Origin of the sequence: Pseudomonas asiatica (assembly GCF_040214835.1) — a bacterium.
Taxonomy (GTDB): domain Bacteria; phylum Pseudomonadota; class Gammaproteobacteria; order Pseudomonadales; family Pseudomonadaceae; genus Aquipseudomonas; species Aquipseudomonas putida_Z.
The window spans coordinates 3,449,127-3,464,846 of the sequence record NZ_CP157874.1; the positions used below are offsets into that span (position 1 = coordinate 3,449,127).

The 15,720-nt window shown below is 64.7% G+C and carries 12 protein-coding genes and 1 pseudogene; 7 read left to right on the top strand and 6 right to left on the bottom strand.

The window, feature by feature from the left end; all coding sequences use genetic code 11:
- A complete protein-coding gene (locus ABNP31_RS15410; RefSeq protein ID WP_238066478.1) occupies positions 1-1,062 on the top strand; it encodes a YeiH family protein in 1,062 nt (353 codons plus the stop codon).
- A 212-nt stretch (positions 1,063-1,274) separates the two neighbouring features.
- On the top strand, positions 1,275-2,648 hold the full coding sequence (gene ppnN / locus ABNP31_RS15415; RefSeq protein WP_025338773.1) for a nucleotide 5'-monophosphate nucleosidase PpnN: 1,374 nt from the start codon (positions 1,275-1,277) through the stop codon (positions 2,646-2,648).
- Between the two features lie 88 nt (positions 2,649-2,736).
- Here ppnN and ABNP31_RS15420 read toward each other — a convergent pair whose 3' ends face one another.
- A complete protein-coding gene (locus tag ABNP31_RS15420; RefSeq protein ID WP_238066479.1) occupies positions 2,737-3,879 on the bottom strand; it encodes a GGDEF domain-containing protein in 1,143 nt (380 codons plus the stop codon).
- A 165-nt stretch (positions 3,880-4,044) separates the two neighbouring features.
- A complete protein-coding gene (locus ABNP31_RS15425) occupies positions 4,045-4,188 on the bottom strand; it encodes a hypothetical protein (protein ID WP_155951618.1) in 144 nt (47 codons plus the stop codon).
- On the opposite strand from ABNP31_RS15425, the gene ABNP31_RS15430 reads away from it, so the two are divergent.
- The gene (locus tag ABNP31_RS15430) at positions 4,187-4,534 is read left to right on the top strand and encodes a hypothetical protein (protein ID WP_350012478.1); all 348 of its coding nucleotides are present in this window, start codon (positions 4,187-4,189) and stop codon (positions 4,532-4,534) included. The two genes, ABNP31_RS15425 and ABNP31_RS15430, sit on opposite strands and share 2 nt — an antisense overlap.
- A gap of 40 nt (positions 4,535-4,574) precedes the next feature.
- Positions 4,575-5,126: pseudogene (locus tag ABNP31_RS15435) on the top strand (DMT family transporter); the annotation flags it as partial.
- A 336-nt stretch (positions 5,127-5,462) separates the two neighbouring features.
- On the opposite strand, the gene pssA reads toward ABNP31_RS15435, so the two are convergent.
- Together pssA and katG are read right to left on the bottom strand one after the other, a co-directional pair.
- Positions 5,463-6,791 (bottom strand): CDP-diacylglycerol--serine O-phosphatidyltransferase, encoded by a 1,329-nt coding sequence (gene pssA, locus ABNP31_RS15440; protein ID WP_025338769.1) that lies wholly within the window; start codon positions 6,789-6,791, stop codon positions 5,463-5,465.
- Between the two features lie 216 nt (positions 6,792-7,007).
- Positions 7,008-9,266, bottom strand: coding sequence for a catalase/peroxidase HPI (katG, locus tag ABNP31_RS15445; protein WP_350012479.1), 2,259 nt, complete (start codon positions 9,264-9,266; stop codon positions 7,008-7,010).
- A 448-nt stretch (positions 9,267-9,714) separates the two neighbouring features.
- Between katG and ABNP31_RS15450 the strand changes: the two genes are divergently transcribed.
- Positions 9,715-10,620 carry a LysR family transcriptional regulator gene (locus ABNP31_RS15450; protein WP_025338767.1) on the top strand — a complete coding sequence of 302 codons (906 nt, stop codon included), beginning with the start codon at positions 9,715-9,717 and terminating at the stop codon, positions 10,618-10,620.
- A 99-nt stretch (positions 10,621-10,719) separates the two neighbouring features.
- Positions 10,720-11,316 carry a hypothetical protein gene (locus ABNP31_RS15455; RefSeq protein ID WP_085615348.1) on the top strand — a complete coding sequence of 199 codons (597 nt, stop codon included), beginning with the start codon at positions 10,720-10,722 and terminating at the stop codon, positions 11,314-11,316.
- 106 nt (positions 11,317-11,422) lie between these two features.
- On the opposite strand, the gene ABNP31_RS15460 is transcribed toward ABNP31_RS15455, so the two are convergent.
- On the bottom strand, positions 11,423-12,301 hold the full coding sequence (locus ABNP31_RS15460; RefSeq protein ID WP_350012480.1) for a DMT family transporter: 879 nt from the start codon (positions 12,299-12,301) through the stop codon (positions 11,423-11,425).
- 246 nt (positions 12,302-12,547) lie between these two features.
- Between ABNP31_RS15460 and ABNP31_RS15465 the strand changes: the two genes are divergently transcribed.
- Positions 12,548-13,372, top strand: coding sequence for an aldo/keto reductase (locus ABNP31_RS15465; RefSeq protein ID WP_085593104.1), 825 nt, complete (start codon positions 12,548-12,550; stop codon positions 13,370-13,372).
- A 169-nt stretch (positions 13,373-13,541) separates the two neighbouring features.
- Here the strand turns inward: ABNP31_RS15465 and ABNP31_RS15470 are convergent, their stop codons facing one another.
- Positions 13,542-15,638 carry a putative bifunctional diguanylate cyclase/phosphodiesterase gene (locus ABNP31_RS15470; protein ID WP_350012481.1) on the bottom strand — a complete coding sequence of 699 codons (2,097 nt, stop codon included), beginning with the start codon at positions 15,636-15,638 and terminating at the stop codon, positions 13,542-13,544.
- Positions 15,639-15,720: the final 82 nt, after the last annotated feature.

The following is a 15,720-nucleotide window of genomic DNA, read 5'->3' on the forward strand; positions in this document are numbered from 1 at the left end:
ATGGCCACGGCTCCGTCCAACCCCGCCTTTGCACCTACCCTCTCTACCCGAGGGCGGCTCAATGGCATTCTGTTCGTCGCGCTGTTCGCGCTTGCGGTCACCCAGCTGGCCGCCCTGCCCGCCATCGCCAATCTGGGTATCAGCCCGCTGATCGTCGGTATCGTCGCCGGTGCGCTTTACGGCAATGCACTGCGTGACGGTGTACCAGCAAGCTGGGCGGCGGGTATCAACTTTTCCGCCCGCGGCCTGCTGCGCATTGCTGTGGCCTTCTTCGGCCTGCGGGTAAGCCTGCAGGAAATTGCCGAAGTCGGCTGGTCCGGGCTCATCGTGTCGTTGCTGGTGGTGTCCAGCACCCTGCTGATCGGCCTGTGGTGCGGCATGAAGCTGTTCAAGCTGGACCGCGATACCGCCTTGCTGACCGCGGCCGGCAGCGCCATCTGCGGCGCCGCCGCGGTTCTGGCCTTCGAGTCGGCGCTGCGCAGTGCACCGCACAAAAGCGCCATGGCGGTTGGTAGCGTGGTGCTGTTCGGCACCCTGTCGATGTTCCTCTACCCATTGGCGATCAATGCCGGCTGGCTGCACCTGGACACCATGGGCGCCGGGTTGTTCCTGGGTGGCACCATTCACGAGGTGGCCCAGGTGGTCGGTGCGGCCAGCAACATCAGCCCCGAGGCCACGCATATCGCCACCATCGTCAAGATGACCCGGGTGATGCTGCTGGTACCGGTGCTGCTGGTGGTGGGCCTTTGGATCAGCCGCGCGCGCCAGCCGGGCCAGGCACAGGGCAACGGGCGCATCGCCATGCCCTGGTTCGCCTTCGGCTTCCTCGCGCTGGTGCTGGTGAATTCGCTGCAGGTGTTGCCGGGCAGCGTGACGCAGGCGGTCAACAGCCTGGATACCTTCGCCCTGACCATGGCCATGACCGCGCTGGGGATGGAGACGCGCCTCAGCCAGATTCGCCAGGCCGGGCCGCGGGCGCTGGCCACCGGGGCGCTTCTCAACCTCTGGCTGGTGTTTGGTGGCGTGGCGATTACCCTGGGTGTGCAGAAGCTGTTGGGATGACTTGAGACCGAGTCGCCTGCTTCGCGGGTAAACCCGCTCCCACAGGTATCGCGCTGCTTTCGGAACCTGCGCCGTACCTGTGGGAGCGGGTTTACCCGCGAAGCAGGCGGCTCGGTCTGATGAGGTTTTTGTTGCCCCCCCTCGTTGCCGTCCACATTTCTCGGTATGGTGTTGTCAAAGAAGGATGTTTTACCCGCACAGGAAAGACTTAGATGCCTCAACGCAATGTCATCAATGCATCCGTCAGCCCCAAAGGCAGCCTGGAGACGCTGTCACAACGTGAAGTGCAGCAACTGAGTGAAGTCGGTACCGGTAGCCTTTACACCCTGTTCCGCCAGTGCGCCCTGGCCATCCTCAACACCGGCGCCCATGTCGACAATGCCAAGACCATCCTCGAGGCCTATCAGGACTTCGAGGTGCGTATTCATCAACAGGACCGCGGCGTGCGCCTGGAGCTGCTGAATGCCCCGGCAGACGCCTTCGTCGATGGCGAAATGATCGCCAGCACCCGTGAAATGCTGTTCAGCGCCCTGCGCGACATCGTCTACACCGAAAGCGAGCTGGCCAGCCAGCGCATCGACCTGGAAAGCTCCCAGGGCATCACCGACTATGTCTTCCACCTGCTGCGCAACGCTCGCACCCTGCGCCCGGGCGTGGAGCCGAAGATGGTAGTGTGCTGGGGTGGCCATTCGATCAGCAGCGAGGAATACCAATACACCAAGAAGGTCGGCCACGAGCTGGGCCTGCGCAAGCTGGATGTGTGCACCGGCTGCGGCCCGGGTGTGATGAAGGGCCCGATGAAGGGCGCCACCATTGCCCACGCCAAACAACGAATGCACGGCAGCCGCTACCTGGGCCTGACCGAGCCGGGCATCATCGCCGCCGAAGCGCCCAACCCGATCGTCAACGAACTGGTGATCCTGCCGGACATCGAGAAGCGCCTGGAAGCCTTCGTCCGTGTCGGCCACGGCATCATCATCTTCCCGGGTGGTGCCGGCACGGCCGAGGAGTTCCTCTACCTGCTGGGCATCCTCATGCACCCGGACAACCAGAACCTGCCGTTCCCGGTGGTACTCACCGGCCCGCGCAGTGCCGAGCCGTACCTGCAACAGTTGCACGCGTTCGTCGGCGCCACCCTGGGTGAAGCGGCGCATCGCTTGTACGAGATCATCATCGATGACCCGGCGGAAGTTGCCCGGCACATGGTCGAAGGGCTCAAGGCGGTGAAGCAGTTCCGCCGCGAGCGCAACGATGCCTTCCACTTCAACTGGCTGCTGAAGATCGAGGAGAGCTTCCAGCGCCCGTTCGACCCAACCCACCAGGCCATGGCCGACCTCGACCTGCGCCGCGAGCTGCCGGCGCACGAACTGGCCGCCAACCTGCGCCGGGCGTTTTCCGGCATCGTCGCCGGCAACGTGAAGGACAAGGGCATCCGCCTGATCGAGGAACACGGGCCGTATCAGATCCGTGGCGACAGCGCCGTGCTGGACCCACTGGGCCGGCTGTTGCAGGCGTTCGTCGACCAGCATCGGATGAAGTTGCCTGGCGGCGCGGCGTATGTACCGTGCTACCAGGTGGTGACCTGATTCGCCATTCTTGTTGTTGCTTCGGCATTTGCTTCTAAGCGCGCGATAGTTCAGGCGCTTAGAAGCAAAAGCAAAGGCAAAACTGCTACTAACTGAGGTCGGCCATCGGCCGTTCGACGAAGCGGATGCTGTCGCGCCCACCGCGCTTGGACTGGTACAAGGCGACATCCCCCTGCTCGATCAAGGCCGCAAGGCTCGTCGGCGGTTGGTCGAACAAGTTGGCGCCGATGCTCAAGGTGACCGGCTGCGGCGTAGGTACCGTCTTGCTGGCATACTGCTGGAACTGCTCGCGCAGCAGTCCACCCAGCTCCATGACCCGCTCGCTGCTCGCACCACACAGCAGAATGACGAACTCATCACCGCCCAGCCGCGCCGCCAGCGAGCGCTCGGGCAACACCGTGCGAATCATCTCGCTCAGGGCAATCAGCAAGCGGTCCCCTGCAACATGCCCGTGCAGGTCGTTGACCAGCTTGAAGTTGTCGATGTCGATCAGTAGCAAGGCCCCGGGCTGCGCCGAATGCACTGCCTTGAAGAAAGGCCCCGCCCGCACCTCCAGTGCACGCCGGTTGTACAGCGCCGTCAACGGGTCACGGGCCGCCAGGCGGGCGATCCGCTCCTCGCGCCGGTAGCGCACGGTGCCGGTCATCGACAAGGCAATCAGCATGATCGCCATCGCACCTTCGACTAACGAAACCTGAATGATCAGCCCGCCGAAGGTGGCCAGGTCAATCAGCGTACCCGGTGTGATCGCAATGATCGCCTTGGCCACATAGAACAACCCATGCGCCAGCAACACATAGCGCAACTGCACCGCGCCAACACTCAACGACTTGCCATGCGGCCGCAACAGCCAGCTGGCCTTGAGCGTCAACAGCGCCACCAGCAACGAGTTGACCATCAGCATCACCTTCGACCACTGCGGCCCAACAGGCATCAGCAGCAAGGCAAACCACACCAGCACGACCGATAACCAGATACGCGACAGCCGCACCTGGGTGAAGCGCAACACCCCCATCAGGAAGAACCAGTGCGCCACCACCAGCAAGCCGTTGGCGAACCAGATACCGATCAGCAACAAACCGATGCCGCGCAGCAAGGCCAGGGTGGAACCAATCGTGATGGTGGCAAAGCCTGCGCTCCAGAACAGCAGCGACGGCTCGCGTACGCTGCGCCACTCGATCGCCAGGTACAACGCAGCCGCGGCAGCCAGGGCGATCGAGATAGTGAGCATCGTGGGTGGATCAAGCGCCATGAACGGTTTGGCCTATCTGGTTGACGAGGAAAAGGCCCGATTGTATGCGCTCGTGATGACTTTTCAGAGGAGCCTCACACCACCAGCCTGCAAATGATAGCCCAGCCCTGGCCAATACCCGTGCGAGTGAATGTCATATTGACATCAGCCTGTCATTTGCACCACAAAAACCGCTGTCGTTATGACAACACACCAGCGCAACACGCCCATCTGCAAGGGCTGCCCAGCTGGCACGAAAGCTGAACCATTCTCTTTCGCCACTACCTGCCTTGCGGAAATAACCATCATGAAAAATATCCTCCTCCCTCTGGCGATGTCCCTGTCCATCGCCCTGCCCGCCTGCGCCGACGAGGTGCTCTCGGAAAGCCCCGACAACACGGTGGGCTATGGCGCCGGCGGCGTCAGCGGCCTGATGGTTGGCGCCGCGCTCGGTGGCCCGTTCGGCGCCATCGCCGGTGCAGCCCTGGGTGCATTTGGCGGCGCCGCCGTGCAACAAGGCAGCGGGCACAGCGACGCGGCCTACGTGGTACGCCATGACGACGGCAATACCCAGCGTTATCGCTCGCCCAATGCCCGCTTCAAGCCCGGTGATCAGGTGCAGGTGAGTGGTATTCGCCTGGCCCCGGCGCAGTAAGCCGTTGCCCGGACAAAAAGCTCACCAGTTGCCGCCCATGTTGTCGGCCATGGGCCTGTGCTACCTGGGGCTGGGCATTGCCTTTGTCCACGATGTCAGTGTGGCCGGGGCTGGCCAGCAGGTGGTGCTGGGCTCGCTGTGGGTGTTCGCCAGTGCGGTGACCTACGCGCTGTATTACTCCGGCACCGGAATGATGCTCAAGCGCATGGGCTCGATGCGCCTGGCCGGGCTGTGCGGTACTGCGTACTCGCTGATGGTGCTGGCGCATTACCTGGTGGTGGCACCGGTCGGGCAGTTGTGGGAGTTGCCAGGCGCAGTGTGGGCCAATGCCGGGTTGATGGCGGTGTTTTCCACGGTGTTGCCGATCTACTGGGTGGCGCTGGCGATACAGCGCCTGGGGCCGACCCATACTGCCGCGGTGGGCAACCTGGGGCCGGTGCTGACGGTGCTGGCATCGTGGGCGATCCTGAGCGAGGAGATTTCGCTGTATCAGGTCGTCGGGTTGGCGGTGGTGCTGTTTGCGGTGTCGCGGCTCAAGCCGCGGGGCAAACAGGAAACAAAGGTGGCTGAGGCCAAAGGTGCAGCAGCCTGACTGCGGTCACTGTGGGAGATTGCCCAGCCCTTTGGGCTGCGCTGTCGCACAGATAACTGAATTCGCAAGCGATCCTCGTACCCTGTGGGAGCGGCTTTAGCCGCGAAGAATCCAACGCGGTGCATGGCACCGGCTGCGCCGGTGTTCGCGGCTAAAGCCGCTCCCACAGGGTCCCTGCTAATTCAATGAGTCATGTGCAGTTCTATGAGAGCGGCCTTGCGTCGCGAAAGGGCTGCAGAGCAGCCCCGGCAATTTTGGTAGCAACACCAACGTCTGGGGCCGCTTTGCGGCCCTTTCGCGACACAAGGCCGCTCCCACAAAAACGCTTGAATTCCCTCAGAGCACCCGCTTGATCAGCGGCTCCAGCCGGCTATAGCGCAGCCGCCGCAGGAACTTGCGCACTTCCTTGGGGTGCTCGGCCTTGACCCCCAACTCCTCTGCCGAGCCGATCTTCGGCGCATGCCGGCGCAACTCGGTCAACTCTGCCTCCCGTGGCCCCAGCCATTGCCCTTGCGGGTCATCGATCAGCAGGCCGTTCTCCAGATCCAGGTTGAAGCCGCGCGGGTTCAGGTTGTTACCGGTCAGCAACGAATAGCGCTGGTCTACCCACACGCCCTTGGCATGAAAGGTATGCCCGGGGTCATTCCAGATCCGCACCTGCAGCTGGCCGCTGGCAATCGCAGCGTGGCGACGTCGGGTGAAGGCGCGCAGGTTGTCTTCGTACAGGTAGGGCAACGCACCGCTGGCACTGAACGGCTCGCCGGGGGCGATATAGAAGTCGTTGGCCGTGCGGTCACCAACGATCAGCTCCACCCGCACGCCACGCGCCAGGGCATGGTCTAGCTCGCGCATCAGCACCCGGGGCGGGTTGAAATACGGCGTGCTGATGATGACCTGCGTGCGCGCCGCCGCCAGCAAGGCGCACAGTGCCCGGTTCAGCGGGTTGCCACGGCCCACACCCAACAGCGGAATAACCCGCAGGCCCTGCCCCGCTGCGCTGGCCGGTGCCTCATAGGCCATGCGCCGCAGCCGCGCGCGCAAGCGCCGGATGTCGCCGCGCAGGCTGCGGGTGGAGGGTGGCTCTGGCAGGTCGAGGCGCGGCGTGGCGGTGTGGTGCAGCAGGCGCCGCACCAGCCCGACCATCGCGTCGGCCAGCTCTGGTGACTGGAACAGGTGGTAGCGGTCCAGGCGGTAACGGTCGAAACGGTGCAGGTACACGTTGTTAAGGCTGGCGCCGGTGTAGATCACGCAGTCGTCGATGATGCTGCCCTTCAGGTGCAACACGCCAAACAGCTCGCGGGTCTGCACCGGTACGCCATGGATGACGATGTCCAGCCCATGGTGCTGGCGCTGGGCCTGGTACCAGGCGGCATTACCCGGCTGGCGCCCGGCGCCCAGCAAGCCGCGGCGGGCACGGAACCAGTCGACCACGATGGTGATTTCCAGCCCCGGCCGCGCGGCCTTGGCCTGGTACAAGGCATCCAGCACTTCCTGGCCGGCCTCGTCTTCCTGCAGGTACAGCGCAACGATGACGATACGCCGGGTTGCGGCGCGGATGCGCTCGAGCAGGCAGGCGCGGTAGGCCTTGGCATCGGGCAGCACCTGTATCGACTCGGCCGACATGGCGTAGCCTGGCAATGCCGCCAGCATGGTTTCGGGGTTCACGAACGATCACCTTCTGTGTGCAATCACTGTCGTGCATCAGCTTGCACAGGAAGATTGAAATGGTCCAGCCCCCGGAGAGCATGGGGCTGCTTTGCAGCCCTGTCGCGACACAAGGCCGCTCCTACAGGTTCGGCGCCGCATGTGGATTCGGCGATGGCTTGTAGGAGCGGCCTTGTGTCGCGATAGGGGCGCAAAGCGCCCCCATTTCTGACGAAGCTATTTCAGGTCAAAGCGATCCAGCTCCATCACTTTCTCCCAGGCCGCCACAAAGTCCCGCACGAACTTGTCCCGGCCATCACTGCTGCCATACACCTCGCTCAACGCCCGCAACTGGGCATGGGAGCCGAACACCAGGTCAACCCGGCTACCGGTCCACTTCACCTGCCCGGTCTTGCGGTCGCGCCCTTCGAAGGTTTCGTTATCCGCCGAGGTCGGCTTCCACTCAACGCCCATGTCCAGCAGGTTGCGGAAGAAGTCGTTGCTCAGGGTACCGACCTTGTCGGTGAACACGCCCTGCTGGCTGCCGCCATGGTTGGCGCCGAGCACGCGCAGGCCGCCGATCAGCACGGTCATTTCCGGCGCGGTCAGGGTCAACAACTGCGCCTTGTCCAGCAGCAGCTTCTCGGCCTTGACGCTGTAGCGGGCCTTGGTGAAGTTGCGGAAGCCATCGGCCAGCGGCTCCAGCACGGCGAACGACTCGACGTCGGTCTGCGCCTGGGAGGCATCGGTACGCCCCGGGCGGAACGCCACGCTGACGTTGTGCCCGGCGTCCTTGGCAGCCTTTTCCACTGCGGCGGCGCCAGCCAGAACGATCAGGTCGGCCAGGGAGACTTTCTTGCCACCGGCATTGAACTCGGCCTGGATCTTCTCCAGCGCCGCCAGCACCTTGCCTGTGCCCTGGTTCGCCGGCCAGTCCTTCTGCGGCGCCAGGCGCAGGCGGCCGCCATTGGCCCCGCCACGCTTGTCCGAACCGCGGAAGGTCGACGCCGCCGCCCAAGCTGTGGCCACCAGCTCGCCAACGCTCAGGCCCGCCGCCAGCACCTTGGCCTTGAGCGCGGCAATGTCCTGCTCACCCACCAGTGGGTGGTCGACTTTTGGCAGCGGGTCTTGCCACAGCAGCTCTTCGTTGGGCATTTCCGGGCCCAGGTAGCGCGCCAATGGGCCCATGTCGCGGTGGATCAGCTTGTACCAGGCACGGGCGAAGGCGTCTGCCAGCTGGTCAGGGTTGTCCTTGAAGCGGCGGGCGATCGGCTCGTAGATCGGGTCGAAGCGCAGCGCCAGGTCGGAGGTGAGCATGGAAGGCGCGTGGCGCTTGGCCGGGTCATGGGCATCCGGCACGGTGCCTGCCCCCTTGCCCTCCTTCGGCCGCCACTGGTGGGCACCGGCCGGGCTCTTGGTCAGTTCCCAGTCGAAGTTGAACAGGTTGTTGAGGTACTCGTTGCTCCATCGGGTGGGGGTCGAAGTCCAGGTCACTTCCAGGCCGCTGGTGATGGTATCGCCACCCTTGCCGCTGCCGAACTTGTTGGCCCAACCCAACCCCTGCAGCTCCAGGCCTGCAGCTTCCGGTTCCGGGCCGACGTTGTCGGCAGGGCCGGCACCGTGGGTCTTGCCGAAGGCGTGGCCACCGGCAATCAGCGCCACGGTTTCTTCATCGTTCATGGCCATGCGGCCGAAGGTGTCACGGATGTCCTTGCCCGAGGCCACCGGGTCGGGGTTGCCGTCCGGGCCTTCCGGGTTCACGTAGATCAGGCCCATCTGCACAGCAGCCAAGGGGTTTTCCAGGTTACGCTCGCCGGACAGGTCCCGGCTTTGCTCCTCTGGGTGCTTGGCTGGCTCTGCTACCAGGTCACCCTGGCCTGGCGGCTGGGCCTTGACCTGCTCATTGCCATAACGAATGTCTCCGCCCAGCCAGACCTTTTCCGAACCCCAGTACACATCTTCGTCCGGCTCCCACACGTCGGCACGCCCGCCGGAGAAGCCGAAGGTCTTGAAGCCCATGGATTCGAGGGCGACGTTGCCGGTGAGCACGATCAGGTCGGCCCAGGAAATCTTGTTGCCGTACTTCTGCTTGATCGGCCACAGCAGGCGCCGGGCCTTGTCCAGGCTGACGTTGTCCGGCCAACTGTTGAGCGGGGCGAAGCGCTGCTGGCCAGAGCCTGCACCACCCCGGCCATCGCCGATGCGGTAGGTACCGGCGCTGTGCCAGGCCATGCGGATGAACAGCGGGCCATAGTGGCCGAAGTCGGCGGGCCACCAGTCCTGGGAGTCGGTCATCAAGGCGTTCAGGTCTTTCTTCAGGGCCTGGAAGTCGAGGCTCTTGAACGCCTTGGCATAGTCGAAACCCGGGTCCATCGGGTCGGACTTGGAGGAATGTTGGTGAAGAATTCTCAGGTTGAGCTGGTCAGGCCACCAGTCACGGTTGGTGGTGCCGCCACCTGCGGTTTGATGGAACGGGCATTTCGATTCGTTCGACATCTGCGGGTACCTTTGGGTCGGTTATCCAGATTTCCGGTCTTTGCCAGGTGTTCTTTCAGCCGAGCGCGTGGGCTCGTGCTACCCCTCATCAGGTCTACACGGGGCTTGCGAAGCTGTCACGACGGGGTTGGTGCGGTCTTGCACGCAAGTGCTGACACGCCGCCCGCTCGCGGAATTCGCGGGGCCAGGGGAAAGACTAGCCGAGCTTGGACAGAGTTCTAATAGAGTGGCTATTGAGGGGTGATAGGTTGGCTCTGTCAGCCTTCCTGTGCCGGCCTCTTCGCGGGTAAACCCGCTCCCACAGGTACGGTACAGCCCTCAAGACCTGTGGTGATCCTGTGGGAGCGGGTTTACCCGCGAAGAGGCCGGCACATCCATACAAGGCAACCAGGCTGGCCACATGCTTCAATACACCGCCACCCCCTCTACTCCGGAACCCGCCCCCCTCATGAACCGCAACGACCTGCGCCGCGTCGACATGAACCTGCTGGTACTGTTCGAAGCCCTGATGATCGAACGCAACCTGACCCGGGTCGGCGAAAAGCTGTTCATCACCCAGCCCACCGTCAGCGCCGCCCTTGCCCGCCTGCGCGAGCTGTTCGACGACCCGCTGCTGATCCGCAACGGCCGGGCCATGGAGCCCACGCCACGGGCCATGCAGATCTTCGCCGAGCTGGGGCCGGCCATGGATGTGATTTCCGCCGCCATCAGCCGCGCCCGCGAGTTCGACCCGGTCAACAGCTGCAACGTGTTCCGCCTGGGCCTGTCGGACGATGCCGAGTTCGGCCTGTTCCCGGCCCTGCTGCAGGCCCTGCGCGAAGAGGCCCCGAACATCAGCGTGGTAGTGCGCCGGGCCAACTTCCTGCTGATGCCGGGGCTGCTGGCAAGCGGCGAGATCTCGGTGGGCGTGAGTTACACCACGGACCTGCCGGCCACCGCCAAGCGCCGCAAGCTGCGCAACATCGGCGTGCGGGTGCTTCGCGCCGATGACCGCCCGGGCCCGCTGACCCTCGACGAATACTGCGCCCGCCCGCATGTGATGGTGTCGTTCTCGGGCGACATGAGCGGCAATATCGACCTCGACCTGGCGCGCATCGGCCGCTGCCGCAAGGTTGTGCTGGCGGTGCCGCAGTTCGGCAGCCTGCGCGCCCTGCTGCGCAACACCGAGCTGATCGCCACGGTGCCGGACTATGCCGCCTGCGCCCTGGCCGACGACGGCAGCCTGCGCGCCGACCCGGCGCCGTTCGACATCACCGAGGCCGAACTGTCGATGGTCTGGAGCGGCGCCCAGGACAATGACCCGGCCGAGCGCTGGCTGCGCGAGCGCATCCTGCAGTTCATGGCCACGCAGTGATGCATCGACCTCATCGATAGCCACCATGAATGCCATCAAGTTCCGCTGCGGCCAGCCCGGGCGGAAGATGGCGGCATTCGCTGATTGATGAGGCCTCCCATGAAAACCGGCATGATCGCTGCCCTGCTCGCCTTGCTGGCCGCCCTTGGCGGTTGTGCCAGCCCTGCCGCTACCGACGCGCAGCCCTACGGGCACTTCTATTCGGCCACGGCCATTTCCAGTGTCGCCCTGGCCCCCGGCCAACGGGTGGCCGTGCTGCTGGGGCGTGACGCCGAAGCAACCCTCGAATACCTCGGCAGCCATCGCACCCAGGCAGCCGCGCCGACCCAGGGCCAGCGTGCCCCTGTTGCGACCCTTGGCAGCGAGAGCCAGGCGTATGACTGGCTGGCGCGGTCACTGGCGCAGCAGTTTGCCGAAGTGACCTTCTATGACGACCTGGACACGCTGCTGGGCGACCACCCGGATGTGATCGTGCTGCTGGACACCGAAAGCCGTTTGGCCAGCGCGGATATCGAAAGCCGGGTGGTAGCGCGCTTTTTCGATGACCAGCTGACCTATATCGGCCGTGCTGAAGGGCGGGCCAGCAAGCGCCTGGGCGATGTGGCGCGGGTGGCCGAGGATGAACGGGCGGTGCAGGCGGATGCCTTGCGCGACTTTGACGATTCGTTACAGGCGTTGTTGAAGGGTCGCGTTTGAGGGCCCTTTCGCGGGTGAACCCGCTCCCACAGGTACAGCGCCCTGTCCACGGACTGCGCTGTACCTGTGGGAGCGGGTTTACCCGCGAAGAGGCCACTACAGGTTGTCACTTACCCCGCTGCATCCACGCCGCCCCCAGCCCACTGAGGCAGATCACCGAGATGCCCACCAGGCTCAGGGTATCCGGCACCTGGCTATAGACAACCAACCCAAGCAACCCGGCAAACACGATCTGGCAATAACTGAACGGCGCCAGCAAGGCCGGTGCCGCATGGCGAAAGGCCTGGGTCAGCAGCAGGTGCGCAGTCACGCCAAAGCCACCCAGCGCCAGCATCAGCAGCGCATGGTCCCAACGCGGCATCTCCCAGAAGAACGGCACCAGCGCACTCATCGCCAGGGTGTTGCACAACCCCGCATAGAAGTTGCTGGTGGTCGGGCTGTCATGCGCGGCCAGGATGCGCGTCAGCAACTGATAGAAGCAGAAGCCCAGCGCCGAACCGAACGGATACAGGATGGCCGGGGTGAACATCGCCCCGCCCGGGTGCACCACCACCAGCACACCGATGAAGCCCATCACCACCGCCACCCACTGCCCCACCGTCACCCGCTCCTTCAGCAACGGCGCCGACAGCGCGGTGACCAGCACCGGGGCCAGGAAGTTGACCGCCGTGGCCTCGGCCAGCGGCAGGTACTGCAGGCCGGTGGTGAACAGCAGGCTGGTACTCAACAGGCTCAGGGCACGTAACGTCTGCAACAGCGGGCGGCGGGTGCGCAGCACGTTGAGGCCGGCCTTGGGCAGGAAGATGCCGGCCATCAACAGCGTGTGCACCACATACCGCGCCCAAACCACCATGATGATCGGGTACAGGCCGCCGAGGAACTTGGACAGGGCATCGTGACTGGCGAACAGGAACGTCGCCACCACCACCAGGGCGATGCCGCGCAGGGGTTGGTTGACTCCGGACAGCGGTGTGCTGGAACTCATGGCACTCTCGATGACGGCGCGGCTGGATGCGGCGCCCAGGGAAGGCCGCGCAGGCGTTGCCTGGCGGATGCAACAGCTCGGATTCTAGAAGAGATGCCGAAGAATAAGGAAGTTCAATTGCCGCCAGCCAAGGCCGACTGCAATTTCTGTTCGCTGATCGACCACTTTCCGCCCCGCGCGCATGGCCCGTGCCGTGCTGATCGCCGACCATCGAATGCGAACCCTGCCACCCTACAAGGAATTTACATGCAAAGGCTCACCACCCGAAACGGCCTGGACCTGCCCGCGATCGGCCTGGGCACCTGGCCAATGACCGGCAGCGAGTGCACCCAGGCCGTGCGCCAGGCGCTTGAAGTGGGTTACCGGCACATCGACACCGCCACTGCCTATGACAACGAAGCCGCCGTCGGCCAGGCCCTGCGCGACAGCGATGTACCGCGCGAGCAGATTCACCTGACCACCAAGGTATGGTGGGATCGCCTGGCGCCCAAGGCCATGCGCCAGTCGCTGGAGGACAGCCTGCGCGCGCTGGGTACCGAGCAGGTCGACCTGTTCCACATCCACTGGCCCGGCCAGGACTGGGACCTGGCCCGCAGCATCGAAACCCTGGTGGCCCTGCGTGACGAGGGCAAGGCGCGCAGCATCGGCGTGGCCAACTTCCCGCTGGGGCTGCTGCGCCAGGTGGTGGAAACCCTGGGCGCGCCATTGTCGGCGATCCAGGTGGAATACCACGTGCTGCTCGGCCAGCAACCGCTGCTGGACTATGCCCGTCGCCACGACCTGCTGCTCACCGCCTACACCCCGCTGGCCCGTGGGCAGGCGGCGGCGCAGCCGGTGATCCAGGCGATCGCCCGCAAGCATGGCGTACTGCCCAGCCAGGTGGCGCTGAAGTGGTTGCTGGACCAGGACGGCGTGGCGGTGATCCCCAAGGCCGGCAGCCGCGAGAACCAGCTGGCCAACCTGGCGGCGTCGAACGTGCAACTGGATGACGAGGACCGCGCGGCGATCGCCGGGTTGCCGAAGGACCAGCGGGTGGTGAGCCCGGCGTTTGCGCCGGACTGGAACAGCTGATTGCGGCTCAATATCTGAAAGCTGACACGATCTCTGTGGGAGCGGCCTTGTGTCGCGAAAGGGCCGCAAAGCGGCCCCGGCAATTTTTGCGGCGAAGCTGAAAATGATGGGGGCGCTGCGCGCCCCAATCGCGACACAAGGCCGCTCCCACAATGGGCCGCGTAGGCCGTTATATTGGCGTCACGACCTGCTTCAACCGCTCGTTCGCCGGTGCCGGTCGCCCGTACAGGTAACCCTGGAAGTGCGAGCACCCCTCCGCCGCCAACCGGCGCATCTGCTCTTCCGACTCAACCCCCTCGGCCGTGGTCTTGATCATCAGGCTGTTGGACAGGTCGGTAATGGCGCGGATGATCGACATCGCCTCGCGACTGTCGCACATGTCATGCACGAACGACTTGTCGATCTTGATCCGGTCGAACGGGAACGAACGCAGGTAGCCCAGCGAGGAATACCCGGTGCCGAAATCGTCCAGCGAAATGGACACGCCCAGGTCCTTCAGTGCACGCAGGGTACGCACGTTCTCCTCGCTGTTGCCCAACAGCACCGACTCGGTGACCTCCAGCTCCAGCCGCTGTGGCGGCAGGCCTGAGTCGGCCAGCGCCAGGGCCACGGTGTGCACCAGGTTGGCATTCTTGAACTGCACCGCCGACAGGTTGACCGACACCGTCTGCTCACTGTCCCAGCTGGCCGCCTCCTGGCAGGCCAGGTTCAGCGCCCGGTTGCCCAGTTCGTGGATCAGCCCGGTTTCCTCGGCGATGGGGATGAAGTCCATGGGCATGACCATGCCACGGGTCGGGTGCTCCCAGCGCAGCAACGCCTCATAGCCGGTAACGCTGCTGGTCTGCTGGTCGACCACCGGCTGGTAGTGCAGCTGCAACTGGCCCAGGTGCAGCGCGGTGCGCAGGTCGGTTTCCACCAGGCGGCGCTGGCGGGCGGCGACGTCCAGTTCGACGTTGAAGCACTCGTAGCGGTTGCGGCCATTGCGCTTGGCCTCGTACAGCGCCATGTCGGCGTAGCCCAGCAGTTGCTCGGCCTGGTCGCTGTCATCAGGCGCAATGGCAATACCGATGCTCACCCCCACCGTGAACTGGTGCCCCTCGATCTGGAACGGTGGGCAGATCGCGTTGATCAGGCGCTGCGCAGTGTTGCATGCGGCCTCCCGGCCCTCCAGGCCGGTCAGCACCACGGCAAACTCGTCGCCGCCCAGGCGGGCCAGGGTGTCGTGTTCGCGCAGTTCGCGCCGCAGGCGCTTGCCCAGCGCGCGCAGCAGCTTGTCGCCAAAGGCGTGGCCCAGCGAATCGTTGATGTTCTTGAAGTTGTCCAGGTCCAGGCACAGGGCGGCGGTCAGCTTGGCGTGCTCGCTGTCACGCACCAGCGCCTGGCGCAGGCGTTCGTTGAACAGGGTGCGGTTGGGCAGCCCGGTCAGCGCATCGTGGTGCGCCATGTGGTGGATCTGCGCGTGGGCGGCCAGCTCTTCGGTGGCGTCTTCGGCAACGAACAGCACGTAGTCGGCCTGGCCTTCACGGTTCTGGCTGAGCAAGGTGCGGCTGCGCAGGGTGCGTGGGCCGCAGGCCGTGTCGACCCGGGTTTCGGCGGCATGCCCCTTGGTGCTGCGGGCGCCACGGGCCAGTTGCTGTTCCAGGTAACCGGCAGCACCCGGTGCCAGGCATTCGCCGGGCAACTGCCCGGTCATGCTGCGCTGCGGCCCGCCGAACAGGCGCTCGGCCTGCTGGTTGGCCAGCAGGATGCGCTGGCTTTCCAGGTCCTGGACAATGACGCTGGCGGGGATGTTGGCAATCACCGAATCAAGGAACTGCGACAGTTTGGCCATTTCCTGGCTGTACTGCTCGGCCAGTTCCTTGGCCTGCAGCAGTTCCAGCTCTTGCCGGTGGTGCTCGGAAATGTCGCGGGTGACCTTGGCGAAGCCCACCAGTTGCCCGGCATCGTCGTACACCGCGTCGATCACCACATGGGCATGGAAGGTCGTGCCGTCCTTGCGCAGGCGCGAACCGGTCTCTTCAAAGCGCCCGGTGCTGCGCGCCTGCTCAAGGTTGAGCGCGGGCAGCCCGGCGGCGCGCTCGGCATCGGTGTAGAACAACGAGTAGTGCTGGCCGACGATTTCCTCGGCCAGGTAGCCTTTGGCGCGCTGGGCGCCAGGGTTCCAGTTGGCGACGATACCTTCGGGGGTGAGCAGGTAGAAGGCATAGTCCACCACACTCTGGATCAACAGCCGGTACATGATGTCGGGGCTTGCGACTAGCGACATGAACTTTACCTGGGCCTTCGAAAGGCGTGAAAAGGATTGGTGGCATTATGCCTCCGATGACGATTTTGTGAAGTAGCTCACA

Coding starts and splice junctions, on each gene's coding strand:
- ABNP31_RS15430 (WP_350012478.1), top strand. CDS start 4,187: ATGAAAAATATCCTCCTCCCTCTGGCGATGTCCCTGTCCATCGCCCTG.
- katG (WP_350012479.1), bottom strand. CDS start 9,266: ATGTCGAACGAATCGAAATGCCCGTTCCATCAAACCGCAGGTGGCGGC.
- ppnN (WP_025338773.1), top strand. CDS start 1,275: ATGCCTCAACGCAATGTCATCAATGCATCCGTCAGCCCCAAAGGCAGC.
- ABNP31_RS15465 (WP_085593104.1), top strand. CDS start 12,548: ATGCAAAGGCTCACCACCCGAAACGGCCTGGACCTGCCCGCGATCGGC.
- ABNP31_RS15455 (WP_085615348.1), top strand. CDS start 10,720: ATGAAAACCGGCATGATCGCTGCCCTGCTCGCCTTGCTGGCCGCCCTT.
- ABNP31_RS15470 (WP_350012481.1), bottom strand. CDS start 15,638: ATGTCGCTAGTCGCAAGCCCCGACATCATGTACCGGCTGTTGATCCAG.
- ABNP31_RS15425 (WP_155951618.1), bottom strand. CDS start 4,188: ATGATGGTTATTTCCGCAAGGCAGGTAGTGGCGAAAGAGAATGGTTCA.
- ABNP31_RS15460 (WP_350012480.1), bottom strand. CDS start 12,301: ATGAGTTCCAGCACACCGCTGTCCGGAGTCAACCAACCCCTGCGCGGC.
- ABNP31_RS15410 (WP_238066478.1), top strand. CDS start 1: ATGGCCACGGCTCCGTCCAACCCCGCCTTTGCACCTACCCTCTCTACC.
- ABNP31_RS15450 (WP_025338767.1), top strand. CDS start 9,715: ATGAACCGCAACGACCTGCGCCGCGTCGACATGAACCTGCTGGTACTG.
- ABNP31_RS15420 (WP_238066479.1), bottom strand. CDS start 3,879: ATGCTCACTATCTCGATCGCCCTGGCTGCCGCGGCTGCGTTGTACCTG.